This is a genomic window from Caldithrix abyssi DSM 13497 (assembly GCF_001886815.1).
GTDB lineage: Bacteria > Calditrichota > Calditrichia > Calditrichales > Calditrichaceae > Caldithrix > Caldithrix abyssi.
Map to the genome: position 1 here is coordinate 60,837 of NZ_CP018099.1, position 22,199 is coordinate 83,035.

The 22,199-nt window shown below is 46.6% G+C and carries 17 protein-coding genes and 1 tRNA gene; 3 read left to right on the forward strand and 15 right to left on the reverse strand.

Annotated features, from left to right (window positions below; genetic code table 11):
- The first annotated feature begins 610 nt into the window (after positions 1–610).
- The 3 genes from Cabys_RS00250 (at position 611) to Cabys_RS00260 (ending at position 5,141) form a co-directional block, all read left to right on the forward strand.
- Complete coding sequence (locus Cabys_RS00250; RefSeq protein WP_006927541.1) at positions 611–2,047, forward strand: RecQ family ATP-dependent DNA helicase; 1,437 nt, start codon at positions 611–613, stop codon at positions 2,045–2,047.
- A 617-nt stretch (positions 2,048–2,664) separates the two neighbouring features.
- Positions 2,665–3,561, forward strand: a complete 897-nt coding sequence (locus tag Cabys_RS00255; RefSeq protein ID WP_006927539.1) for a DUF362 domain-containing protein — start codon at positions 2,665–2,667, stop codon at positions 3,559–3,561.
- Between the two features lie 38 nt (positions 3,562–3,599).
- Entirely contained in the window at positions 3,600–5,141 is a 1,542-nt protein-coding gene (locus tag Cabys_RS00260; protein ID WP_006927534.1) for a 4Fe-4S binding protein, read from the forward strand.
- A gap of 283 nt (positions 5,142–5,424) precedes the next feature.
- On the opposite strand, the gene Cabys_RS00265 is transcribed toward Cabys_RS00260, so the two are convergent.
- The 15 genes from Cabys_RS00265 to Cabys_RS00335 form a co-directional block, all read right to left on the reverse strand.
- Positions 5,425–6,099, reverse strand: coding sequence for a M48 family metallopeptidase (locus tag Cabys_RS00265; protein ID WP_006927532.1), 675 nt, complete (start codon positions 6,097–6,099; stop codon positions 5,425–5,427).
- Positions 6,100–6,102: 3 nt separating this feature from the next.
- Positions 6,103–9,240 carry a type I restriction endonuclease subunit R gene (locus Cabys_RS00270; protein WP_006927530.1) on the reverse strand — a complete coding sequence of 1,046 codons (3,138 nt, stop codon included), beginning with the start codon at positions 9,238–9,240 and terminating at the stop codon, positions 6,103–6,105.
- Between the two features lie 76 nt (positions 9,241–9,316).
- Positions 9,317–10,339: a type II toxin-antitoxin system antitoxin DNA ADP-ribosyl glycohydrolase DarG gene (gene darG / locus Cabys_RS00275; RefSeq protein WP_006927528.1), complete on the reverse strand. Its 1,023-nt coding sequence runs from the start codon at positions 10,337–10,339 to the stop codon at positions 9,317–9,319.
- Between the two features lie 9 nt (positions 10,340–10,348).
- Positions 10,349–10,990: a type II toxin-antitoxin system toxin DNA ADP-ribosyl transferase DarT gene (gene darT / locus Cabys_RS00280; protein WP_006927527.1), complete on the reverse strand. Its 642-nt coding sequence runs from the start codon at positions 10,988–10,990 to the stop codon at positions 10,349–10,351.
- Positions 10,987–12,252 (reverse strand): restriction endonuclease subunit S, encoded by a 1,266-nt coding sequence (locus tag Cabys_RS00285; RefSeq protein ID WP_006927526.1) that lies wholly within the window; start codon positions 12,250–12,252, stop codon positions 10,987–10,989. The genes darT and Cabys_RS00285 overlap by 4 nt, the downstream gene beginning before the upstream one ends.
- Positions 12,249–14,915, reverse strand: a complete 2,667-nt coding sequence (locus Cabys_RS00290) for a type I restriction-modification system subunit M (RefSeq protein ID WP_006927525.1) — start codon at positions 14,913–14,915, stop codon at positions 12,249–12,251. The genes Cabys_RS00285 and Cabys_RS00290 overlap by 4 nt, the downstream gene beginning before the upstream one ends.
- A gap of 214 nt (positions 14,916–15,129) precedes the next feature.
- Positions 15,130–15,202, reverse strand: a tRNA-Phe gene (locus tag Cabys_RS00295).
- A 60-nt stretch (positions 15,203–15,262) separates the two neighbouring features.
- The gene (locus Cabys_RS00300; RefSeq protein WP_006927524.1) at positions 15,263–16,147 is read right to left on the reverse strand and encodes an MlaD family protein; all 885 of its coding nucleotides are present in this window, start codon (positions 16,145–16,147) and stop codon (positions 15,263–15,265) included.
- A gap of 10 nt (positions 16,148–16,157) precedes the next feature.
- Complete coding sequence (locus Cabys_RS00305; protein WP_006927523.1) at positions 16,158–16,643, reverse strand: PTS sugar transporter subunit IIB; 486 nt, start codon at positions 16,641–16,643, stop codon at positions 16,158–16,160.
- Positions 16,644–16,676: 33 nt separating this feature from the next.
- Entirely contained in the window at positions 16,677–17,063 is a 387-nt protein-coding gene (locus Cabys_RS00310; RefSeq protein ID WP_006927522.1) for a PTS sugar transporter subunit IIA, read from the reverse strand.
- Positions 17,060–18,046 carry an HPr(Ser) kinase/phosphatase gene (gene hprK / locus Cabys_RS00315; protein WP_006927521.1) on the reverse strand — a complete coding sequence of 329 codons (987 nt, stop codon included), beginning with the start codon at positions 18,044–18,046 and terminating at the stop codon, positions 17,060–17,062. The genes Cabys_RS00310 and hprK overlap by 4 nt, the downstream gene beginning before the upstream one ends.
- A gap of 68 nt (positions 18,047–18,114) precedes the next feature.
- Positions 18,115–18,435 carry a ribosome hibernation-promoting factor, HPF/YfiA family gene (gene hpf, locus Cabys_RS00320; RefSeq protein ID WP_081475008.1) on the reverse strand — a complete coding sequence of 107 codons (321 nt, stop codon included), beginning with the start codon at positions 18,433–18,435 and terminating at the stop codon, positions 18,115–18,117.
- Positions 18,435–19,355 (reverse strand): tyrosine recombinase XerC, encoded by a 921-nt coding sequence (gene xerC / locus Cabys_RS00325; RefSeq protein ID WP_006927519.1) that lies wholly within the window; start codon positions 19,353–19,355, stop codon positions 18,435–18,437. Before xerC ends, hpf begins: the two co-directional genes overlap by 1 nt.
- 10 nt (positions 19,356–19,365) lie before the next feature.
- Positions 19,366–21,600: a type I DNA topoisomerase gene (gene topA / locus Cabys_RS00330; protein WP_006927518.1), complete on the reverse strand. Its 2,235-nt coding sequence runs from the start codon at positions 21,598–21,600 to the stop codon at positions 19,366–19,368.
- A gap of 64 nt (positions 21,601–21,664) precedes the next feature.
- Positions 21,665–22,135, reverse strand: coding sequence for a DUF494 family protein (locus Cabys_RS00335; RefSeq protein WP_006927517.1), 471 nt, complete (start codon positions 22,133–22,135; stop codon positions 21,665–21,667).
- Positions 22,136–22,199: the final 64 nt, after the last annotated feature.

The window sequence follows — 22,199 nt, forward strand, 5'->3', positions numbered from 1 at the left end:
GAGAAAAAATAGAACTGTATCTCAACATGTAAGAAGAAAACCAAGGCAGCACAGCCGCAACCAAAATCAACCGTAACGTGCGCAATGAATATTTTAAATTAAATTACCCTTGCTCGCTCGATCCTCACTCCCAGACAAAAGATAAGGAATGAACGTACTTGTAAGGGCGAAGGATTTCCAACCCTACTTTATCCAGAGCGCTTTTTTGATATGACTAAAGATTAATGCTTACCAGCGCTGAATTGTTCTTGGAAATGCTTCGCCTCTACATAAACGGTGGCAGGAATTTACCACATTTGCAGAAACAGGTTTGAAATGACAGGCTAACTATTCAACCATTCAACCAATCAACTATTCAACCAATACATGGATGGGGGATGAGTTTTTAAAACAGCACAAAAATTTTCGCACGCTAAGGCACTAGATCTTTCGAAAGAAGTATCCTAAAATCTCCCGACCTTGAAAATATGAGGAAACATTTTACACAATGCGCTTGTGTAATCTAAAAACTTTTTAACGGGCGCCTTTCGCTGATTGGTTAATGTGCGAATGCCATTGCGCCTTAGCGATGAACATCTTAAATTGAATCTATTAAAAACAAGGAAAAACAATGACCCTGCAGCAAGCTTTAAAAAAATATTTTGGATTTGATCGGTTCAGAGAACCGCAGGAAACCATTATTGAACAGATTTTAAACGGACGCCATACTCTGTGCATCATGCCAACCGGCTCAGGCAAATCCATCCTTTACCAGCTGCCTGCCCTGCTGTTGCCGGATTTAACTCTAGTCATTTCTCCGTTAATCGCCCTGATGAAAGATCAGGTGGACGCCCTGCGCAAAAAGGGCATTGAGGCCACGTTTATCAACGCCTCGCTTTCGCGCCAGGAACGGGAAAAGAGACAGAAGCAAATTAAACAGGGAAGGTATAAACTGCTTTATGTAACCCCGGAACGCTTCAGGAAGGATGAGTTTCTGGAAATCATTGCCGCGCGCACCATCAGTCTTTTTGCAGTGGACGAAGCCCATTGCATTAGCGAGTGGGGACATGATTTCAGGCCCGATTACACCCGCCTCGGAGAAATAAGAGAGCTTCTGGGCAATCCCACAACCATTGCTCTGACCGCAACGGCTACCCCCCGCGTTCAGCAGGACATCATCAAACAACTACGGCTGAAAGAGGTGAAAATTTTCCATACCGGTATTGAGCGCCCTAATTTGTTCCTTGGCGTGGACGAAGTGTTTGGCGAAGATGAAAAGTTCGATATTATCGCGCAGCATATTGAAAAATTAAGCACAGGTTCAGGCATTGTGTATTTTGCCCTTATTCAGGATTTGCTTAAAATGAGCGAACGGCTGAAAAAGGCAAAAATCGAACATCTGGTTTATCATGGTAAGCTCGAAGCCAGCCTGCGCAAAAAAATACAGAACAACTTCATGCAGGGACAGCGCACAGTGGTCCTGGCCACCAATGCCTTTGGTATGGGCATCGACAAGTTCGACATCCGCTTTGTTTTGCACGCCCAGATACCGGGCTCTATCGAAGCCTATTATCAGGAGATCGGCCGCGCCGGCAGAGACGGCCTCCCATCTAATTGTATTCTGCTCTACGATCAACAGGATTTGAATATTCAGATGGAATTTATCAAATGGAACAATCCCTCCTCAGATTTTTTTTATCGCGCCTACCAAATTTTACATGAACATCTGGAAGAGGTGAACGCTAACGGAATGGAATATTTTAAAGAACAATTGACGTTCAAAAATCGCCACGATTACCGGGCCGAAACCGTGCTCTCTTTATTTGATCGCTGGGGCGTCACAGTGGGCAGTATTGAAGAACGCAACCTGCAAATTATCGACGAACTGCCTGAAGAATGGCTGGATGAACAACATTTAGAAAGAAAATTAAAAATGGAGCAAATGCAGCTCTATCAGATGATGCAGTATGCTAAATTAGAAACCTGCCGTAAAGCGTTCATTCACGAATACTTTGGAATTAACCACGGAACGCATTGCGCTTCGTGCGATAACTGCCAAAAAGGTTAAGCGGATCAATGATTAAAAGGGCCGAACGAACATAAATACTTTTTCTGGCGTGTAAGAACCATTTCTTTTTAAGAATGGCCAGGCTTAACCTGGGCAACACAGCCGCAACGCGCACAAAGTAATTTTCTCGCAGATTACGCCAATCATCGCAGAAAATGATTAAACAAATTATTTCAAGCAACCAGAGAAGTCACAAAGGGCGCAATGAATATTTTAAATTAAATTGCCCTCACGCCTCGATTCCCTTCTATCACAATAAAAATTGGGGATAAGGGGAATATTTGCTGTTGAGAATTTTCTCCGACGGTGTGCTGGGCGCCAACGCCGGATAATTTCTATTTAACCATTCAACGGTATAGATTCTTCACTCCGTCCCGATTTCTCAAGACTGAAGCTGGCGCTCCGTTCAGAATGACAGGCTAGCGACTATTCAACCATTCAACTAATCAACTAATCAACCATTCAACCAATCCAGCGAAACAAAAACTTTCAAATTCCACCCGAACTGGACGTATCTTTTGGATGAGGTTTTCTAAAAACAACCTTCACGCAATTTTTTGCATCGCCAGCCGGAGTCGGTTATATTAAAAAAAAAGTTCACAAAAAAGGAGAAAAAAATGCGACGCAGAAGATTTATTCGCCTCGCCTCAACAGCGCTTGCCAGTTTAAGTTTTTTACCGTATTCTGTGGGAAAACTTCACGCACAGTCACTGCCGCAGGCGGTGTGGGTGGAAAACGGAGAGCCGGAAGCCCTGCTGCGTCGCGCCCTTAAAGAGTACGGCGGGTTGGAGCGCTTTATCCAAAAGGGCAATCGTGTGGTCATTAAACCCAACATAGGTTGGGATCGTCCGCCGGAATTGGCAGCAAACACTAACCCCCACCTGGTAGCCGCTCTGGTCAAAGCCTGCAAACAGGCTGGCGCCCGAGAAGTTATCGTCTTTGATCGTACCTGTAACAATCCTCGGCGCTGTTATCGCAATAGTCAAATTGAAAAGCTGGCGAAAGATGCCGGCGCCAGGGTCGAACAAATTCGTCCCAATCGTTTTAAAAATATCGCCATACAGGGACAACTGGTTAAAGAATGGCCCATTTACGAAACGTATCTTAAAGCGGATAAAGTGATTAACGTTCCCATCGCCAAGCATCACTCCCTTTCCCGCGTCACCCTGGGGCTCAAAAACCTGATGGGCGTGATGGGCGGCAATCGTGGCGACATCCACAATCACTTTGCCCAAAAATTGGCAGAAATCGACAGAAAAATTTTACCCACGTTGACCATTATTGACGCTTATCGGATTTTGACCGACAATGGGCCGATTGGCGGTAATCCGAAAGATGTGAAGCTGACCAAAACGTTGATCATCAGCGATTGTACGGTAAGCGCCGACTATCTGGCTCTGCAGCTCTTTGACCTTAAGCTGGATGAGGTGGCGCATGTTCAGGTGGCCTATCAAATGGGGCTGGCCAAATACGCTCCGGAAAAGTTGAAGGTTAAGCGGATTCAATTGTCCTGAAAAAGTTTGCAGATTAAATCGTCTTTCACGGAGGAACTTTGCGTACGGCGCGTCGCATCAGTCAGGTATTGTTCTTTTTGCTGTTTTTATGGCTCTTTTTAATTACGCGATACCCTTACGAGCACGGTATTGCAAGCGACTGGTTTTTACGCCTTAGCCCGCTTTCACCCTTATTCCTGTTTATTAAAGATCTTCAGCTGCACTGGTTTTTGTGGCCTGCGTTAATCATTCTGGCGCTAACCTTATTTTTAGGCCGTTTTTTCTGCGGCTGGATTTGTCCCCTGGGCACGTTGATTGATTTAAGTAGCAAGATCGTTAAATCGCCGGACAACCGTTCTTCTGCCAAACTTCAGAACGTACGCTTTGTTAAGTTTGCGTTGTTGGCTGGATTTGTTCTGCTGGCCATAATGGGCGTTCACTGGTGGGGCTATTTTGATCCGCTGTCTATTTTCAACCGCGCATTGACCGTTGTGTTTTATCCTTTTGCTACCTTTTTGATCGAGCCTGCCTTATTAGGCCTGGCCGATATTGCGCCGCTGGAAACGCCGGCCTACTGGTTGTACGACCATTTTAAGTGGTACGTCATGCCGGAAAATCAGGCGCATTACCAGCAAGTTGTGTGGATCGCTCTTTTCATTTTTCTCATCCTGGCGGCAGAAAAAATATCCCGCCGCTTCTGGTGCCGCTATCTCTGTCCGGCGGGCGCTCTGCTGGGCTTTCTGTCGCAGTTTCGTTTTTACGAACGGCTTGTCGGCGAACAGTGCCCGGTTTGCAATAAATGCGTAACCGATTGCAAGATGAACGCCATCCCGCAGGACGATGTGGGGCGCACCAGCAAGGTGGAGTGTATTGAGTGTTTTAATTGCGGCGAGGTTTGCCCGGAAAATATTAAAGCCATTACGTACCGCTGGCGCTGGAGGCCTTATCATACGTCTGTGGATTATTCTCGCCGACAATTTTTAGGCACTACTGCAGCCAGCATTGCCGCTCTGGGATTACTGTCCGTAAATCTAAAAGATCGTTCGCAAACCGGGCGGCAGGTTCGTCCTCCGGGCGCATTGCCGGAAGATGATTTTAGAGACCGTTGCATCCGTTGTCTGGAATGCGTGCGCGTTTGCGCTTCCAATGGCGCCTGCCTGCAGCCTTCAGGCATTCAGACATCCATTGACGATTTATGGCTGCCCATCGCCAACATGCGGCAGGGCTATTGCGAATATAACTGCAATCTCTGCACCCAGGTTTGTCCCACCGATGCCCTGCTGCCTCTAACTCTGGAGCAGAAAAAGAAGACGCCCATCGGTTTGGCCCATTTTGATAAAAATTTGTGCATCCCTTACGACCGTCACGAAGACTGCCTGGTTTGTGAAGAACACTGCCCCACATTGGATAAAGCCATCAAGTTTGATGTGCGCGATTACACCGACCCCCAGACGGGAATTACGCGCAAGGTAAAATATCCTTATGTGGTAAAAGAGTTGTGCATTGGATGCGGCATTTGTGTGTACAAGTGTCCGCTGGTCGGCGAGCCAGGCATTTTTGTAACCACCAACAACCAGTTAAGGCTGGTGAATATATCCTGAATAATTGTAAAGAAGCCTTTTTAGGATACTCTCATCAAAAGATGGGGCGCTTTATCGTGTTAAATAGCAGACAGATCAACTAATTACGCATCACTCATTATGAAGATGCATGCTCTGTGAGCCTGCTCTGTGAGATAGACCAGTTTCCCTAAATTGTTTTCTTTAGGGGGAATACTTCCTGGTTTTATGGTTTTGGCTATTCTGACTTAGACTATAATCCATAATTTTTAAGTTTGACTTATTGGGTGAAGATTTGTCAAAAAAGGTTTAAAAAAAGATAATATTAAAAAGAACGCTCCAACACAATTCCATATTCATTTAACCATTTTTGGGCTTTTTTTAGATTTGGAACTTGTGTTTCAACAATCGTCCAGAACCTGGACGTATGATTGCTCTCCAGAAGATGCGCCAACTCATGCACCACCACGTAATCGATCACAAACATTGGCGCTTTAATCAACCTCCAGTTGAAGTTTAGATTATTTTTCGGCGTACAGGAACCCCAGCGGTATTTTAAATCCGAAATCAGCACCTCATTGTATGTAACGCCTAAATTGCTGGCATACCGCTGCACCCGCTCGGGGATGATCTTTTGCGCCTGTTTTTTGTACCACTCCTTAAAAACCTCGCTGGCTCGCTCGGCGGAAACCGCGGCGACAATAAATTTACCAGCAAAGCGGATCGACTCCTCAGCGTTGTTGACGATTTCCAATCGATACCTTTTGCCCAGATACAGCACCGTTTCTCCTGAGACAAACTCTTTGTACTCGATTTTGGAAGAATACTTTTGCGCGCTCTTTAACTTTTCGTAAATCCACAATTTGTTGCTTTCCACAATGGCCGCGATTTTCTCCTCCGGCGTGCCGCGCGGCGCTTTGACCACCACCCTGCGATCCCGCTCTACCGTAATGGTGATGGTTTTACGATCAGAATATTTTACGGAGTACTGAAAGTCCATGTCTCACTCTGCAAATAAAATAATGTTGTTATTGGCTCTGGCAATTTCCATGATGCGTGAAATAATCTGGTTGCGATTTGTTACCACATTGGGCAGTCGGTTAAACCGTTCCGACAACAAAATTTGCTGAATTTCTGCTTTAAGTCGATTTCTTGCCGGAATGCTCTGCCAGAAACCGGTTAGTTCCAGTTCCCGCTTGATCACCTCAAACAGTTCCCGCGTCAATGCCACCAGGTTGTCTTCTTCATCCCTGGTGAAGGCCTCTTCTCCGTGAACCTTGCCGTAAATTTCCCGCGCCAGTACGCGGAAAAAGGGCATCTGCTTTTTGCGATGCAGCCCGCCGGGCGGCTTGGGCATGTTTTTGATCTTCCGCCGCAGTTTCTCCAGTTCTTCGTAAATGCGCTGCCAGTTGTTTTTGAATTCTTCTAAAATGCGCTCCAGCGCTTCGGCAAAGGAAGCGTACAATTCCGGATCTTCATCAAAATGGATATCGATGTGATGGCGAATGGCGTGTTCAATTTCCGCTGCCTTGGTCTTGACGCGTTTGCGTTTGCCCACTTCCTGTTCGAAATTGTCGTCGATGATGGAAATGGGCGCCACCTTGAGTTCAATACCTTTCGATTGTAAATAAGCGTCGGTAATGGCGCGCAGTTTGGCGGGAATGCCCTTCATGCTGAAACGCTGATCGCGAAAATGGCGCTCTGCCAGGGCGTTGATTTCGGTGAGCATCTGATAATCTTTGAAGAAATCCAGCGCCTCTTTGCGCGGAAACACCACGTTCATCGCTTTAGAAAGTTTGCGGTACAGCAGGATGTATTCAAAACGAATGTCCTCATCGTAAAACAGATCGAAAAAGGCGTCGTGATCGGTTAAATCGGTTAAGCCATGCTTCTTCAAAAAATCAATAATCTCCCGATGGGCGGCAATCAGGTTGTTGAGTTCCTCTTCCTCCGAGCCCAGCGAATCAAGGATTTCTTTCTGCTCCCGTTCGTCGTAACTATCGATGGCTTCTTTCAGGTGGTTCCCGACGCCAACATAATCTACCACAAAGCCTTTTTCTTTAAAAGCGTCGCCAATGCGGTTCACACGCGCAATGGCTTGCAATAGATTGTGAGCGACAATCACCCGATCCAGGTACATCACCTGCTCGATGGGCGCGTCAAAGCCGGTAATCAACATGTTCATCACCACCACAATGCCCACATCGCCTTTAACGCCCTCATCCTCGGCGTCAAAGGGCAATTTGAAACTTTTGATGATGCGTTCGTGCTTTGCCGGATCGGAGCGCTCTTTGATGTGCGGCAAATCGTTGTGCCCGCCGGAGATGACCGTTTCCACGCGCAGGGCGCGCAGACGATCCAGATTCAGTTTTTGCGGATTGTCTTTTTCCAGTTGGGCAATCTTCTCTTTCAATGCCTCTTTTAACGCCAGTTCGTAACGCACCGCCGCTTCCTGCGAAACCGCCACCACCTGCGCCTTGTAGCCGTTGGGGAAAATGTGCCGCACATAGTGATCAATCATATCCTTAGCCTTGGCGCGGATGGTCTCTTCCGCTTCCAGATAGGCTTTGCGGGAACCGTAGCCCAGAATTTGCAACCGTTCGGCCAGATTGTAATCGCTGAACACATCTTCAAAAGCAACGTCCATGCCTTTTTTGTCAATGATTTCCGCCCTGTGCGTGCGCCCTTCGTAAACGATTTCCAGCGTCACCTTATCGTCGATGGCCTGCCGCATGGTGTATTTATCGATGTAATCGCCGAACACTTTTTCGGTCTTGTCGATGGGCGTGCCGGTGTAACCGATTTTTGCCGCGTTGGGCAGCGCCCGATCCAGATTGGCGCCCAGCAGCGCATACTGCGAACGGTGCGCTTCATCGGTCATGATTAAAATGTGCGGACTGGGATTGAGTTCCGGAAAAACTTCCTTTAAATCCCGCTCCTGAAATTTGTGAATCATGGCCATGATTAGATCCGACGAATCGCCGGGCAGCAGTTCTTTGAGCCGGGCAATGCTGTCAGCCACTTTCACCGTAAAGCCCACGCTCTGGCTGGTTTCCGCTAATTGCTGCTCCAATTGCGTTCGGTCGGTGACAAACACCACCTTCCACTTGCATAGTTGCGGATGGCGGTACATCTCGCGCACCATGAACATCATGGTCAACGATTTGCCCGAGCCCTGCGTGTGCCAGATGATGCCGCTGCGCTCGCGGCGATTTTTTCCGGTCAACAGCCGCTGCACCGCTTTTTTGACCGCTCGAAATTGCTGGTAGCGGGCGACAATCTTTACCAGTTGCCCTTTGTCGTTGGTGGTAAAAATCGTAAAGGTGCGGATTAGACTTAACAGATTGTTGTGATCCAGCATGCCGGCGATCAGGCGTTGTTGATCGTTGGGCGCCGATGCGCCATGCGACAGGTCGTTCAACGTGCGCGGATAGGGATCGGCCCAGCGGAAAAAATATTTTTCCAGGTGCGAGGAAATGGTGCCGAATTTACACTGGTTGCGGCAGGTGGCAATCATGAACTGGTTGTAGTAAAACAATTCCGGATTGCCCTCGCGTTTGGCGCCGCGCTGTTCGCTGTAGCGCAGCAATTGATCGATGGCTTCCGGAATGGGCTCGTGGGCTTTGGGCGATTTGCATTCCACAACCACCACCGGCAGCCCGTTAATGAAGAGCACAATGTCCGGTACAATGTGGTGCTCGGTGCCCGGCACGCGCACTTTAAATTGGCTGATTGCCAGAAAAGAGTTGTTCTCCGGATGATCAAAATCGATGTAGTGCACGGTGGGGCTACGCTCGCCGGTCCGGCGATTCTCCGACACGCTGGTGTTTTCCAGCAGCAAATTCAGCACGTGGCGATTGTTTTCTAACAGGCCGGCGGCGGGAAAGGTGGTGATGCGTCGCACCACTTCTTCTATCTGGTCGTCTTCCAGCCAGTGGTTGATCTTTTTCAGCGCCCGGCGCAGTTCCGGAAGGATCACTACCTGCGCAAAATGCTCCCGTTCGCTGTCCTGCGGTAACTGCGTTTGCTCCAGCCGCTTCACCGTCCAGCCCAGTTCTTCCAGTTGCTGCAGGAACGGCTCTTCCACATGGTGTTTTTCATCGATTTTCAAATTATCCGGTATTTTTTTGTCAATAGGCACACTAACTCCTTATGATAAAGTTAATTTTGCCCAATAACTCTCTCAAAGATATTGTGCAAAAAGTGCGTTACTATTCTTATCCCCAGCCATCTTCCCTTAATCGCCGTTCGGCAATTTTAATATGCTCCGGTTTGAACTGCTTGCACTTGCGATCGCTCCATTCTTGCATGGCTATGACGACGTCTTTTTTTCCTTCATGCTTCAAAATCCAGTGCACCGATGCCAGCAACTCCATTCCATAGGGCGTTTCGAAGCCTTCCACTAAATGCATCACCTGTTCCAATTTTTGCCGGGCTTCCGCATGTTTTGCCAGATACGCGTCCGCTTTTTCCACCGCCTGCGGCAAAAGAGAAATCTCCACATCCGGCTGTTGCGTGTCGCCGTAACCGCGAGTGAAATGCCCTTCAATGACTTCCAGAACCTTGTTCAGGTTGTGGGCATAGGGCCCGTAATGGTGCTTTACATATTTAAGACGCAGGGGAATACCGGCTTCCTGCAGGAAATAGGCTAATTTCTGAATTTCCAGCAAGGTTAAGCGATATGCATGACGAGAATAAAACTGCATTAACTTGATGAACAATGCCCGGGCTAATGTCATCTTCGGTTTTTCTTTTTTTACCGGCATTGTTTCCGCTGCCGGTGCGCCCTCTGGTTGATAGACCAACACTTTAACATCGGGCATATCTTCAAATGCTTTTTCAATCATTTCCTTTACTTTTAGCCATTCCAAACCGCCTAAACCACTTCCCAGTGGCGGAATGGCAACAGAACGTATCCCCAGCCGTTTTATCTCCTGTTTTAACGTCTGAAGTCCGGATTCAATGTATTCATATTTTGACTTGGCTTTCCAGTGTGTTTTAGTGGGAAAATTGATGATGTATTTAGGATTAACAAACGAACCGGTCGACCAAACCTGAACTCTGCCCGGACGTAATTCACCTTTACGACACGCTTTCTGGTAGGCACTAAAATAGGCTTCCGGAAAGGCTTTTTTGAATTGCAGAGCAATGCCCTTGCCCATGATGCCCACACAATTGACGGTATTTACCAGGGCTTCGGCGTCTGCCTGCACGATGTTGCCTTTAGTAAAGGTAATCATCATAGCCTCCTAATAATACCAATCACGGTGTATATTGACTGGTATATTGTTTATTCCGAATTTTTGTAAAATAGTTTCCACTTTTTGTTTCATTCGGTTATTGAGAACGCCAATCTCGGTAACCGCTTCAATAGGGCAAAACTGGTAGATTAAAAATTCTGCTTGTTTGCGGCGCTGACGGTCCATATCATCTAAAGTATCTGCCCAATAGTCTGCATATACCATCTCCCAATCAATACGATTTAAATCCTTTAAGTTATCATACCAAGTTGTAAAAGCCTTAATACCTTGCCCATCAGAAAATACAAATTGAAGAGAATGTTTCAAAACTTTTTCCACAGTAGTAACAATATAGATTATCGGTTCCTGTCCTTCATGGTAACCATTTACCTCCCCTGTATGTAATTGCAAAAGCATAGGAGATCTGGGTCCAAAATAGAAGGGAACATAATCATGCATAGTACCACGTGGTCCACAAGGAATAGTTCTTTGACGTCTTACATTTTGAATGCCCACATTATGAATAGTGCGGTACTTCAGCCCATCATCTGGAACATTATTGGGCGCATGAAAACCGCCGCGTTTTAAACACACCGCCAGATTATCCACGTGAATAATGCGATAAATGGGCGTTGGTCTCGGTATATTCATCCCACCACCTCCGCCTGCCGCCGCTTCAGCAACCCCGTCACCCGCACTCGGCCGGTGAGCAGGTCCTGCATCAGGGCAGTTTTGAGCATATGTAATTTTCTCAATTTAGCCTTTTCTTCATCCATTCTTAAATCAATATTTAAAAAAATATTCGATATTTGTTTTTGCTCCGAAATTTTTGGTAAAAATATTTTTGCTGTTTTTATCGTTTCAAGCGTTAATCCATATCTTGTTATTCCATTCGCTAATTTCCTAAAATGCATATTAATTTCTGGTTTGTTCAAAATTATTGCTAAAAACAAACCATTGATCTTTTTAGGCTTTAAAAGTGCCAAGTGATAACCACAAATTAAATTATCAATATTATCTTTCACATAGGCTGGTTTAGCAATATCTTCAAATGTTTCTGAATCTTTTGTTATTATCACATCACCTTTTTCTACCGTGAATTTTCTTAATTCATTTTCATTGACAGACCCTCTTGAGAAATTAAGTCTACTATGTATGTAATCATTTTGATAAACTTCAAGATAATTACATAGTAAGACTGAATTTTCATGTTCATATATTTTTTTATCAACATTGCTTAAAAGGATTTTTACAACATTTTGTAACTCCACCACCTCCCACTCCACCGGTATCCTGCCCAGCGGGGAGTCTTTGAAGCGGTGCGTTTTTTCGGAGCGAATGTTGCCCTGCTCGTCAATGCCTCTGGTCAGCAAATCCTGCATCAGCCCGGCTTTGATGCGCTGCAGTTTGGCAATCACCGCCCCGGTCTGCTCAATCGCCCGATCCACCGTGGAAAGAATTTCGGCAATCAGGGATTGTTCTTTTTTATTTACAGGATAAAAAATTTCACTTTCACTTAAATCTTCGGAATTAATTGATTCAAAGGTTGAGCCTTGAGACAGTTTTCTAAATTTCTCTTCTGAAAACAAGAAATATTGTTCGAGAAAATCTTGAATAATTTTAATTCCTTTTATTGCCGCTAAACCTCTACCAATTATATAATCTCTATCTGCAATATTTATTTTTCCTACAGGTGCTCTAACGCTGAACAATATAGAACCTTTCTCCCCAACTTTTTTCGGTTGAGAACAATACAGTTTTGCTTTAGGAAATCTATTGTTAAATTCAGCACACCCTTGTAAAAATGGCAATCCGATTTCATCATTGGAGTAATATTTGGAATCAGGAGATTGTCCCATTATTACTTGAGCAATCTCTCCTATTTTCCTTTTTTCCCAATGGTAATCGTTCATTTCAAATACCCCAACTCTTCCAGAAACCCGTTCAACTGCTTTAACGTCTCTTCCCGCCCGGCTTCTAATTGCCGCAGGCTGACGGCGTATTTGTCCCACAGGTTTTCAAACACGGCAATCAGGCGGCGCTTTTCGGCGTTCAGGTAGCGCTCCAACTGTCCGGCGATCTGGTCGTACAGTTTTTTCAGAATCAGTTGGCGGCACTCTTCTTCCGTTATTTTATCACCGATATCCGCCATCAGGGCGTCGATGCGCTGCAGCCGTTCGTGCAGCGTCTTCTGATCTTTTTTCAGGGCGTTGATCTTCTTTTTGTCGTCTTTGTGCGCCGCGTCCAGTCGCTGCAGTTGTTCTTCCGCCTGGCGCAGCAACGCATGAATTTCCGCCTTTTCCTCGTCGGCGCCGTTGCGCTTCAGGCTCAACCGCACCTCCAGTTCAAAGCGCTTTTCTTTGATCTGCTTTTTCAGGGCTTTGATTTCCTGTTCAATGCGCTTGATGGTCTGCAACTGCTCTTCGTAAGTGCGCCGTTCTTTTTGCGCCGTGGCGCCGTAACTGGCTTGCAGGTCGCGCACCATCATGGTCAAATGCTCCTTCACCATTTTGGGCGTTACCGTCTCTTCTTCTTCCGCTTCGTATTCCACCGCTTCCACGGCTTCGGTCAGGGCGCTCTCTTTTTCGCTCAACTGCGCTTCCAGCGTTTCGATTTCCTCCGCTTCCCGGCGGAAAAAGGCGTTAATGATGTAGTCGTCTGGAATCAGGATGTGGCTCCAGCCCATGTTGACGATGGTCTTTAAATCGTAGCGGATGTTCTGCCACCAGTTGACGAATACCCCGGCGGTCTGGAACTCGTCCAGCACGCCGATGGGCGTCAGTTGCTCTTTCAGGCTGTTCAGCAGGTGGCTGCGCACCGCCGGCAGGTTGTTGTTTTTGTACAGGCGCGAAAATTCTTCCTGCGCGCCCTGCCACCACTGGCGCATGGCCTCCTGCATACGCACCACGGTTTGCTGCACCTTGCCGTCCGCCTCGACGATCTCGCGAATCTGTGTTTTCCCCCGGATGATGGGACGAAACCGCAGGTAGCCCGGACGCCCGTCCTCAAACAGCGCGTCGGGATCAAAGCCGAATTTGGCAAACTGGGCTCGTCTGGCAGCCACCTCGTCCGCCGGCACACCGCCGATTAGATGGGCGGTCACGTCTTCCGGTTCCGGCTCGGGAGTATTGTCCACATAGCGGCGGATGTTCAGGTTAACGTCGTGTTCCTCGATGATTTCACGCACATCCACCAGCCGCGAGTATCTGGGAATTTCCAGTTTGTTGCTGAACACGTAATCGATTTTTTCGATGTCTTCCGGGCGCAGTTTGTTCTGATTCTTGCCCTCGGCGTATTCGGCGTCGGCGTTGATGAACAGGATTTTGTTCTTCAACTCGTCCGGCTTGTTCTTGTTGATCACCAGCACGCAGGCGGGAATACCGGTGCCGTAAAACAGTCCCGGCGGCAATCCGATGATGGCTTCGATGACATCGTCCTTGAGCAGAATTTCTCGAATCACCTTTTCCTTGCCGCCGCGGAACAGCACCCCGTGGGGCATGATGGTTGCCATTTTGCCGTAGGGCTTCAGGCTGGCGATCATGTGCTGCACAAACATCAAATCTGCTTTTTTACCCGTTTCCGGACAGAATTCCTTGAAGCGGTTGGGGAATTTCATGTTCTGCCGGCTGTAATTCTGGGAGAAAGGCGGATTGGCCAGCACGCGGTCGAATTTCTTCCAGGAACCGTTTTCATCCAGAATCAGCGGTTCTTCCAGCGTATCGCCGTTCTCGATGGTAAAATTCTTGATATTGTGCAAAATCATGTTCATGATGCAGATCGTCCACACGGTGCCGTTGGAGTCCTGCCCGTAAAGATGCAGATTTTTGGGATCCTGTCCCTGTTCTTCCACATACTGATAGGTTTGAATCAAAAAGCCGCCGCTGCCCACGGTGGGGTCGTAAACTTCCATGCCTTCCTGCGGCTTGACCAGTTGCACTAACAGACGCACCACCTCGCCCGGCGTGTAGAACTCGCCGCCCTTTTTTCCGGCGCTGTCGGCAAAGTATTTGATCAGATATTCGTAGGCTGCGCCGAGCAGGTCGGGGAACTCGAAATTGTCGTTCACCAGCACAAAGCGGGGATTGTTGAAATGATCCAGCAAATCCTTCCAGCGCTGATCGGAGACGCGCGCCGCACCTTCCTTGCCCTTGCCGGCGTTGAAATCGATGTTGTTTTTCAGCACCCCGTGCAGCAACTCGTTTTCATCTTCAATGGCTGCTAGGGCTTTATTGAGCATCTCGCCGATATTGCTTTTCAAATGCTTGAGCGGGGGCACCTCGTTGCCGTTCTCGTCGATCCAGCCTTCGTGCCAGCGGGCGCGTTTGGGCACAAAAAAGGTGTCGCCGTAGGTGGTTTTGTCTTCAAGAATTTCTTCCAAAGTTTCTTTGGGCAAATGCTTATATTTCCGGCGAATTTCTTCACGTTTGCGATCGAACTCATCAGAGAGCCGCTTGATGAACAACAAGCCAAAGATAAATTCCTTGTACTCAGACGCATCCATTTTGCCGCGCAAAATATCCGCAGCTTTAAAGAGGAAGTTTTCCAGCTCTGTAAGTGTGATTTTATTTTGCTTCATGATGATCGTTTTTCGTCCTGCTTTGTTTAAAGCGAATTTACAAAAAATATTGTTGCTACAAAACTATCTTTAAGTTCGTCAATTGTTGTTTGCATTTTTAATGCTTTAATACTGCCTTACAAAAGGGCGTGTTCCATTGGCGTCTGGCGTGCGATTACGTTAACGGTGTGTTCCAAAACAAAAAAGGCTGCACAAGGGCAGCCTTTCATGCAGGTGGCGCCTCCCGGAATCGAACCGGGGACACACGGATTTTCAGTCCGTTGCTCTACCGACTGAGCTAAAGCGCCAACCGTTCATTGAAGAATGCAAATTTATTAATTTGTTCTCTTCAATGCAAATTTTATTCTTTAAAAGATGCTTAATTTCAAACCTTTTTTACGCAGGCGGTTGGCCAGCGAATCTACCGTTAGCAATGTTTTGTTTAGATTGTTGTACAGCGTCGAATCATACATCACCTTGCCCAGTGTTCCACGTTGCGTCTGGATTTCTTTTAAAGTCTTATTCAAATTCTGCGTCAGCTGGTTTATGTTTTTGCCCATGGACTCAATCTCTTTTAAAGAAGAGGCCACCGGTTGACGGTTTTCATTAATCAATCGGTTAACATTTCTAATAGCGGCGTTGAGCTGGGTTAATGTTTCGGAAAGGGTATCGGGCAGACTGGCAAAGCCCGCGCTGATGGCGTTTAGGTTTTCCAGCGTGGAGGTAATGTTTTCCTGTAATTGACCGGTGCGCAGCAAGCTATTAATCAGCGCGGTGGTGGTGTCCAGGCGAAACGTCAGCGCCGACATATCCTGCGCCAGCTTATCGATGGTTAACCCCACGTCAACAATGCGCCCGCCGTACTTGCCGCGGAATGGTTGTTTGGCCAGGTTTAGCCTGCGCTCGGAACGTCCGGGAAAAATTTCCACCTTCATGCCGGCTAAAAGTTCGGCGCTGATAATAGTAAAGGTGGCGTCTTCGTACAATTTCACCCGGTCGTCTAATTCGATTGTTACCAGCACATCGCGGCCTTTCCAGTCGATGTTGACCACCTTGCCCTCTTTCACGCCGTTTACGGTTACCGGGTCGCCGGGCACCATCCCGCCGATGTTGTCAAACACCAATTGTAGCTGGTGTTTATGGGTTTTCAGGCTATAGCCCTTGCCCCAGATAATCCCATAAACTAAAATAAAGGTGGCGATCACAACCGTTAAGCCAACTTTAAACTCCGTGCTGAACAATCTCTTTTTCATTTTTGCATCTTTACTTTGGTAAAACTTTTTCTAAAGGGATCGCTCTGGCCGAGGGCACATCCTGACAGTAAAAATAAATGCCATTTTCAATCAGGCGCCAAAAGGCCTTGACTTCCTCTTCGTTTAAAAAAAGATAGGGTAAAAACTCTCTGCGGCCTTCTTTAAAATGGATGCCGCCCACATTGACCTTTTTGATCTTCGCGCCTTTTTCCAGCAGTTTTTCAATAACAAAAGGAGAGTTGACCAGAATAATCGCCTTTTGAAAATTCACACCGTCGTTGTTTAGGTGATCGGCCAGTTCGCCGGTGGAAACCACAGAGGCGGACAAGTAATCGGGAACGCTGGAGAGGTAAAGTTCTTTTTCCCACACATTTTGAGCCACCAGATCATCGCATAAAATGATTTCTCTGGAGTTTAAAAAGTTTGCCCAGCCAATTACGACCTGCCCATGAATCAAACGGTCATCGATTCTAAATAATTGAATGTCTGCAAGCACGTTTTACTTTAGCTCCCAAATCGTTATTCAGCGTTAACGAATAACAACGCCTTTTTGGGCGTCGCCAGCGACTTTTTCAAGTAGCTCCGCCCATGTCAGCCGTTTAAAATTGATCATGAACGATATAATCATCGGCACATTAACGCCGGCAATAATATTGATATTATCGTTGTTCTTTTTCAATTTATTAGCGATTATCCAGCAGCCGCCGCCGATTAAATCCACAAAAAGCAGTACTTTTTGCGGGCTTTCCCGCTCGATCTCCTTTTCCAGGCGGTCAATAATCTCCTCAGAAGAGAGAATTTTGGTAGAGTAACAATGTAACGGAACTTCGGCAACCGTCAAATTTTCTGCCACTTCGGCCAGGGCGCAGGCTAATTCGCCGTGCGTAATAATTGCTGCAAAAATTTTCTCGCTCATTCCCGATCTTTCTTTAAATAATCACGATCCTTATGAATGGGCACTTCGTCCTTATGCATCATATATTCGCGCAGGCGTTGATTGAACTCCCGCGCTGCGTGATAGCCGTAGGTTTTAAGCAGGTGATTCATGGCGATGGTTTCGGCAATCACCGTAATATTTTTGCCGGGATTGATGGGCAGAATAACCTGCGGGATTTCAACGCCCAGGATATTGGTGAAATTGTCTTCCAGACCGGTTCGATCGTATTCTTTATTCTTTTCCCAGTCCACCAGCTTTACTTCCACCTCAACCCGTTTTTGCATGCGTACCCCGCGAATGCCAAAAATTCGGCGCACATCAATCAATCCCACGCCGCGCAGTTCTAACACGTGCTGGGCGATTTCACGCCCTTTGCCTATTAAAACCTCTTCTGCCTGACGGGTGATAATGACCAGATCATCGGCCACCAGTCGATGACCGCGCTCCACCAGATCAAGCGCAACTTCGCTTTTGCCAATACCGCTGCGCCCGGTAAACAAAATCCCGATTCCGTAAACATCGACCAGAGTGCCGTGCATGGAAATACGCGGCGCAAATTTTTCTTCCAGATATTCACTCAACAGGTGAACCAGACGGGTGGTGCTCAGCGGTGTACTGAAAACCGAAATGTAGCGTCGGGTGGCAACCTGGATTAAATAGTCGGGAATTTTGTTGTTGTTGGTAACAATAATGGCCGGGATTTCGAACTCCATGAAACGATCGATCGAACGCGTAATCTGGCGCGGCGGAAGACTGTGCAGATATTTGATTTCGGTGTTGCCCAGGATTTGAATACGATCCCAGGTGAATAATTCGACAAAGCCGGAAAGGGCTAATCCCGGACGGTGAATTTCGCTGGTAATGATTTTCCGGTTAAGGCCATTTTCCGAACAGATCAACCGGAGCTTTAACCGCTCCTGATTTTCTCTCAATAATGTTCTTACGGTAATATATTCATTCATAGCGTCCTAAGTTATTAAACATCTTTCCAATGTGCAAACAAAAAGAAAAGCGCCTTGCGGCGCCTTTCTTATTCAATAACATCGCTGATTTTCTTTTTCTTGTGCTCGCGTATTTTCCCTTTAATTTTGGTGATTTGTCTCTCAACGTTGTCGATGGCTAAATCTATGGATTTAAATATATCTTCCGATCTTTCTTTAATGATAAATTGTTTTTTGCGAAGATTTACCTTGAACTCTACCACCTGATCAAGCTTTTCATAAGAAAAGATGGCTTCTATGTCCATGATCTGATCTTCAAAACGATTTAGTCGCCTCAGCTTGTCCACTAAATAATTTTTTAACCGTTCTGGCGCTTTGTAACCACGAGTGGTTATTGATACGTTCATCATTACCTCCTTCGGTTTTTTGATGATTTATTTGTGGCCCGGGGATGGGCCTGATTATAAACTTTTTTTAGATGCTCGATGGACAGGTGGGTGTATATTTGGGTTGTGGCCAGGTTTTCGTGCCCTAACAGGTCTTTCACCACACGGATATCAGCGCCCTGATTCAACAAATGCGTGGCATAGGTATGTCTCAAAACGTGGGGGCTCTTTTGCTTTAAGTTGCTTGCTTGTGTCAGATATTTTTTAACGATCCGTTGAACTGCCATAGGGTACATTTTCTTTCCGGATTTAAGCACAAATAAATTATCGACAGAATTTTCCGCAAATTGAGGACGAATTGACAGATATTTCTCTAAAATCAATTTTGCGCTTCCGCCGAATGGTACAATGCGTTCTTTATTGCCTTTTCCGATCACCCGAATCAGATTTTCCTGGAAATCAACCTGACTGACCTTTAGATTTATCAACTCAGATAAACGGATTCCGGTTCCATAAAATAGTTCCAGAATGGCCAGATCGCGCAACCCTTCAAACGTATTAAGCTTCGGCAGTCTGAGCAGCGCCTCGATTTCTGCCGGCCCTAAATGCTCCGGTAATTTTTTTTCCAGTTTAGGCATTTTTACCGTCGCCACCGGATTGCTTTCAATAATCCCATTTTTTAGCAAATAGCGAAAAAAGGATTTAAGAGTCGCCAGTTTCCGGGCAATGGAGCGTTTAGAGATTTTCTGTTCCTGCAGACGAATTAGAAAAAATCGAATCACTCGTTTATCGACTAAAGACCATGGAATGTTCGTCGCGGTAAAGTGTTGTTCTAAAAATTCTTCGAATTGTAGTAGATCCGTCCCATACGAGCGGATGGTGTTTCGCGCATATCGTCGTTCCAGAAACAGGTAACGTAAAAAATCGCGAATGTGTTTATCCATCTAATTCTTTTTATGTTGGTTCTTCATATTTGCAAGACGGGCAACGGACGATTAACCCTTTACTTTTAAGGTTCTTTTCTACCATATAACGATTGCCGCATGCAGGGCATTCTCGATTAACCGGTTTATCCCAGGAAACAAAATCACAATTAGGATAATTGGAGCATCCGTAGAACACGCGCCCTTTTTTGCTACGTCTTTCAACGATTTTGCCGTCGCATCCTTCTTTGGGGCAGCTTACGCCCGTACTCAACGGCCGCGTGTTTTTACACTCTGGATAGTTGGAGCAGGCCATAAAAGCGCCGTACCTGCCGCGTTTGATCACCATGGGGCTGCCGCACTTTTCGCAAACTTCGTCAGTAGCTTGCGGTTCTTCGTTCTCAAGCGGTTTGGTGTTTTTGCATTCCGGATAGCCCGTGCAGGCCAAAAAACGCCCGTTGCGCCCCCAGCGAATCACCATGGGGCGCCCGCATTTGTCGCAAACCTCTTCGGTCTTTTCGGTGAGTAGGGCCTTCAATTCACTCTTTTGATTTTTTACCTTTTCCAGATCGGATATCAGTGGCTGGTAAAATTCGTTCATCACCTTTTCATAAGAATCGCCGTTATGCGCAATCTGATCCAGTTTCTCTTCCATTTTGGCGGTAAAGCTGACATTGAAAAGGTCCGGAAAACTTTTTACCAGAATTTTATTGACCATTTCGCCTAACTCGGTGGCGTAAAGTTTTTGCTCTTTGCGCTCAACGTACTTGCGTTGTAAAATGGTGCTAATAATCTGTGCGTAGGTGCTCGGCCTGCCAATGCCCAGACGATCCAGCTCTTTAACCAGCGTGCTTTCTGTGTAGCGGGCCGGCGGTTTGGTAAAGTTCTGTTCGGGGATTAACTCTTTAAGTTCACAGGAAACGCCCTGTTCCAGACCTGCCGGAATATCCTGCGCCGAAACTTTCCCGTTTTCTTCCATTACGTCTTCTTTGTAAATTTTCATGAAGCCAGGGAAGGTTAACACCTCGCCGGTCGCCTGAAACAGGTATTCGCCGGCCTGCACTTCAACCGTCGTTTTCTCAAATTCGGCCGGCTTCATCTGGCAGGCCACAAAACGTTTCCAGATCAGGTCGTAAAGGCGATATTGTTCCCTGCTCAATTTGTCTTTCAGCGCTTCCGGTGAAAAGTCCGGATTGATATAAGTGGGGCGAATGGCTTCGTGCGCATCCTGAGCTGATTTTTTAGATTTAAAATGCCGGGCTTTGTCCGGTAAAAATTCTGCGCCGACATGTTCCTGGATGAAATGACGCACATTCTCTATAGCCTGTTCGCTAATGCGCGTGGAGTCGGTACGCATGTAGGTGATTAAACCAACGCTGCCCTGGCCGGGGATTTCCACTCCCTCGTACAGCGACTGAGCAATGGCCATGATGCGTTTGGTGCTCATGCGCAGCTGTCGGGCGGCCACCTGCTGCAGGGTGCTGGTAATAAAAGGCGGCGGCGGCTGGCGTTTTACCTTTTTTCGTTCGACTAAAGAAATAACAAAAGGTAATTGCTTTAATCTTTCAAGATGCGTTTTGGCCTGTTCTTCGTTTTCAATTTTTATTTTTTTATTGTTGAATTTTATCAGCTTTGCTTTAAAAGGAGAGTTGTTCTGCGGTTGAACCAGGGCAAAGATGTTCCAGAACTCTTCGGGTTTAAATTTGCGGATTTCTTCTTCGCGTTCACATATCAAGCGCAGGGCAACGGATTGAACCCGGCCAGCGCTCAGCCCGCGGTAGATGACTTCCCATAAAAAGGGAGAGATTTTATAGCCCACAATCCGATCGAGGACGCGTCGGGCCTGCTGGGAGTAAACGCGATTCATGTCGATTTTGCGCGGATGCCTCATGGCCTGATCAACGGCCGCTTTGGTAATTTCGTTGAATTCCACGCGCAGCACATCGGATTCTGGCTTGTCCAGTATGGAAGAAATATGGTAGGCAATCGCTTCGCCTTCGCGATCGGGGTCGGTAGCCAGATAAATTTTATCTGAATTTTTGGCCTTCTGTTTTAATTCTTTTATGATTTTTTCTTTGCCCCTGATCCGAACGTATTGGGGCTTAAAGCCTTCTTCAATGCTAACGCCCAGCTTGCTTTTTGGCAGGTCGATAATGTGCCCTATCGAGGCGGCTACTTCGTAATCGGGCCCGAGATATTTATTGATGGTCCTGGCTTTGGCAGGAGATTCCACAACGACTAATGATTTTTTATTGTTGGCAGCCATAAACGGTTAAGGCTTCTCCTTTCTTAATAAATAATAAATGATTGTAATCAAGAATGCAAATTATTTAGTGAATGGTATTGGAGCCAAAAGGGTAAAAGAACCCCTCCCAGTTGGCATGCTTGCCCACATCGTTGCCAAAAACAACCATGGCGGCAATTCGCTTAATGTCATCTACGCTCACGGTCGGAGAGGCGCCCATAATGGCTTCGTCCACCACTTCTTCAAACTCCGAATCATTCAGCAACCCCAACTGACGCATCTGTAACAGATAGCCGTACGCTTCGGGAGTAAAGATTATTTTTTCCAGATCGTGTAAAACGCGGTTGGCCCGCGAAGAGTATTCAAATTCTTCTTCCTGAGTCGGTTTTTTGTCCGTTAAATGGTTAAATATCCAGTTCAACGCAAAATTGATTTCTACATTACTATAGCCGCTGGCCATCAACTTTCGCGAAAGCGAGTTGTAGTCGGCTTTTTCTTCCAGGTTATTAAACTCTTTAAGTAAGTACATGATAACTTCAATCAAACGTTCTTCCATTTTCCCTGACCTTCTTCTTTGTAAGGCTTCTTTCTACGATTAAACTTCCTGCCAGTTCCTCTTA

Excerpts from the sequence above, each read along its gene's own strand:
- Cabys_RS00250 (WP_006927541.1), top strand. The coding sequence starts at position 611 with ATGACCCTGCAGCAAGCTTTAAAAAAATATTTTGGATTTGATCGGTTC.
- Cabys_RS00255 (WP_006927539.1), top strand. The coding sequence starts at position 2,665 with ATGCGACGCAGAAGATTTATTCGCCTCGCCTCAACAGCGCTTGCCAGT.
- Cabys_RS00265 (WP_006927532.1), bottom strand. The coding sequence starts at position 6,099 with ATGGACTTTCAGTACTCCGTAAAATATTCTGATCGTAAAACCATCACC.
- darG (WP_006927528.1), bottom strand. The coding sequence starts at position 10,339 with ATGATTACCTTTACTAAAGGCAACATCGTGCAGGCAGACGCCGAAGCC.
- darT (WP_006927527.1), bottom strand. The coding sequence starts at position 10,990 with ATGAATATACCGAGACCAACGCCCATTTATCGCATTATTCACGTGGAT.
- Cabys_RS00285 (WP_006927526.1), bottom strand. The coding sequence starts at position 12,252 with ATGAACGATTACCATTGGGAAAAAAGGAAAATAGGAGAGATTGCTCAA.
- Cabys_RS00290 (WP_006927525.1), bottom strand. The coding sequence starts at position 14,915 with ATGAAGCAAAATAAAATCACACTTACAGAGCTGGAAAACTTCCTCTTT.
- Cabys_RS00300 (WP_006927524.1), bottom strand. The coding sequence starts at position 16,147 with ATGAAAAAGAGATTGTTCAGCACGGAGTTTAAAGTTGGCTTAACGGTT.
- Cabys_RS00310 (WP_006927522.1), bottom strand. The coding sequence starts at position 17,063 with ATGAGCGAGAAAATTTTTGCAGCAATTATTACGCACGGCGAATTAGCC.
- hprK (WP_006927521.1), bottom strand. The coding sequence starts at position 18,046 with ATGAATGAATATATTACCGTAAGAACATTATTGAGAGAAAATCAGGAG.
- hpf (WP_081475008.1), bottom strand. The coding sequence starts at position 18,435 with ATGATGAACGTATCAATAACCACTCGTGGTTACAAAGCGCCAGAACGG.
- xerC (WP_006927519.1), bottom strand. The coding sequence starts at position 19,355 with ATGGATAAACACATTCGCGATTTTTTACGTTACCTGTTTCTGGAACGA.
- topA (WP_006927518.1), bottom strand. The coding sequence starts at position 21,600 with ATGGCTGCCAACAATAAAAAATCATTAGTCGTTGTGGAATCTCCTGCC.
- Cabys_RS00335 (WP_006927517.1), bottom strand. The coding sequence starts at position 22,135 with ATGGAAGAACGTTTGATTGAAGTTATCATGTACTTACTTAAAGAGTTT.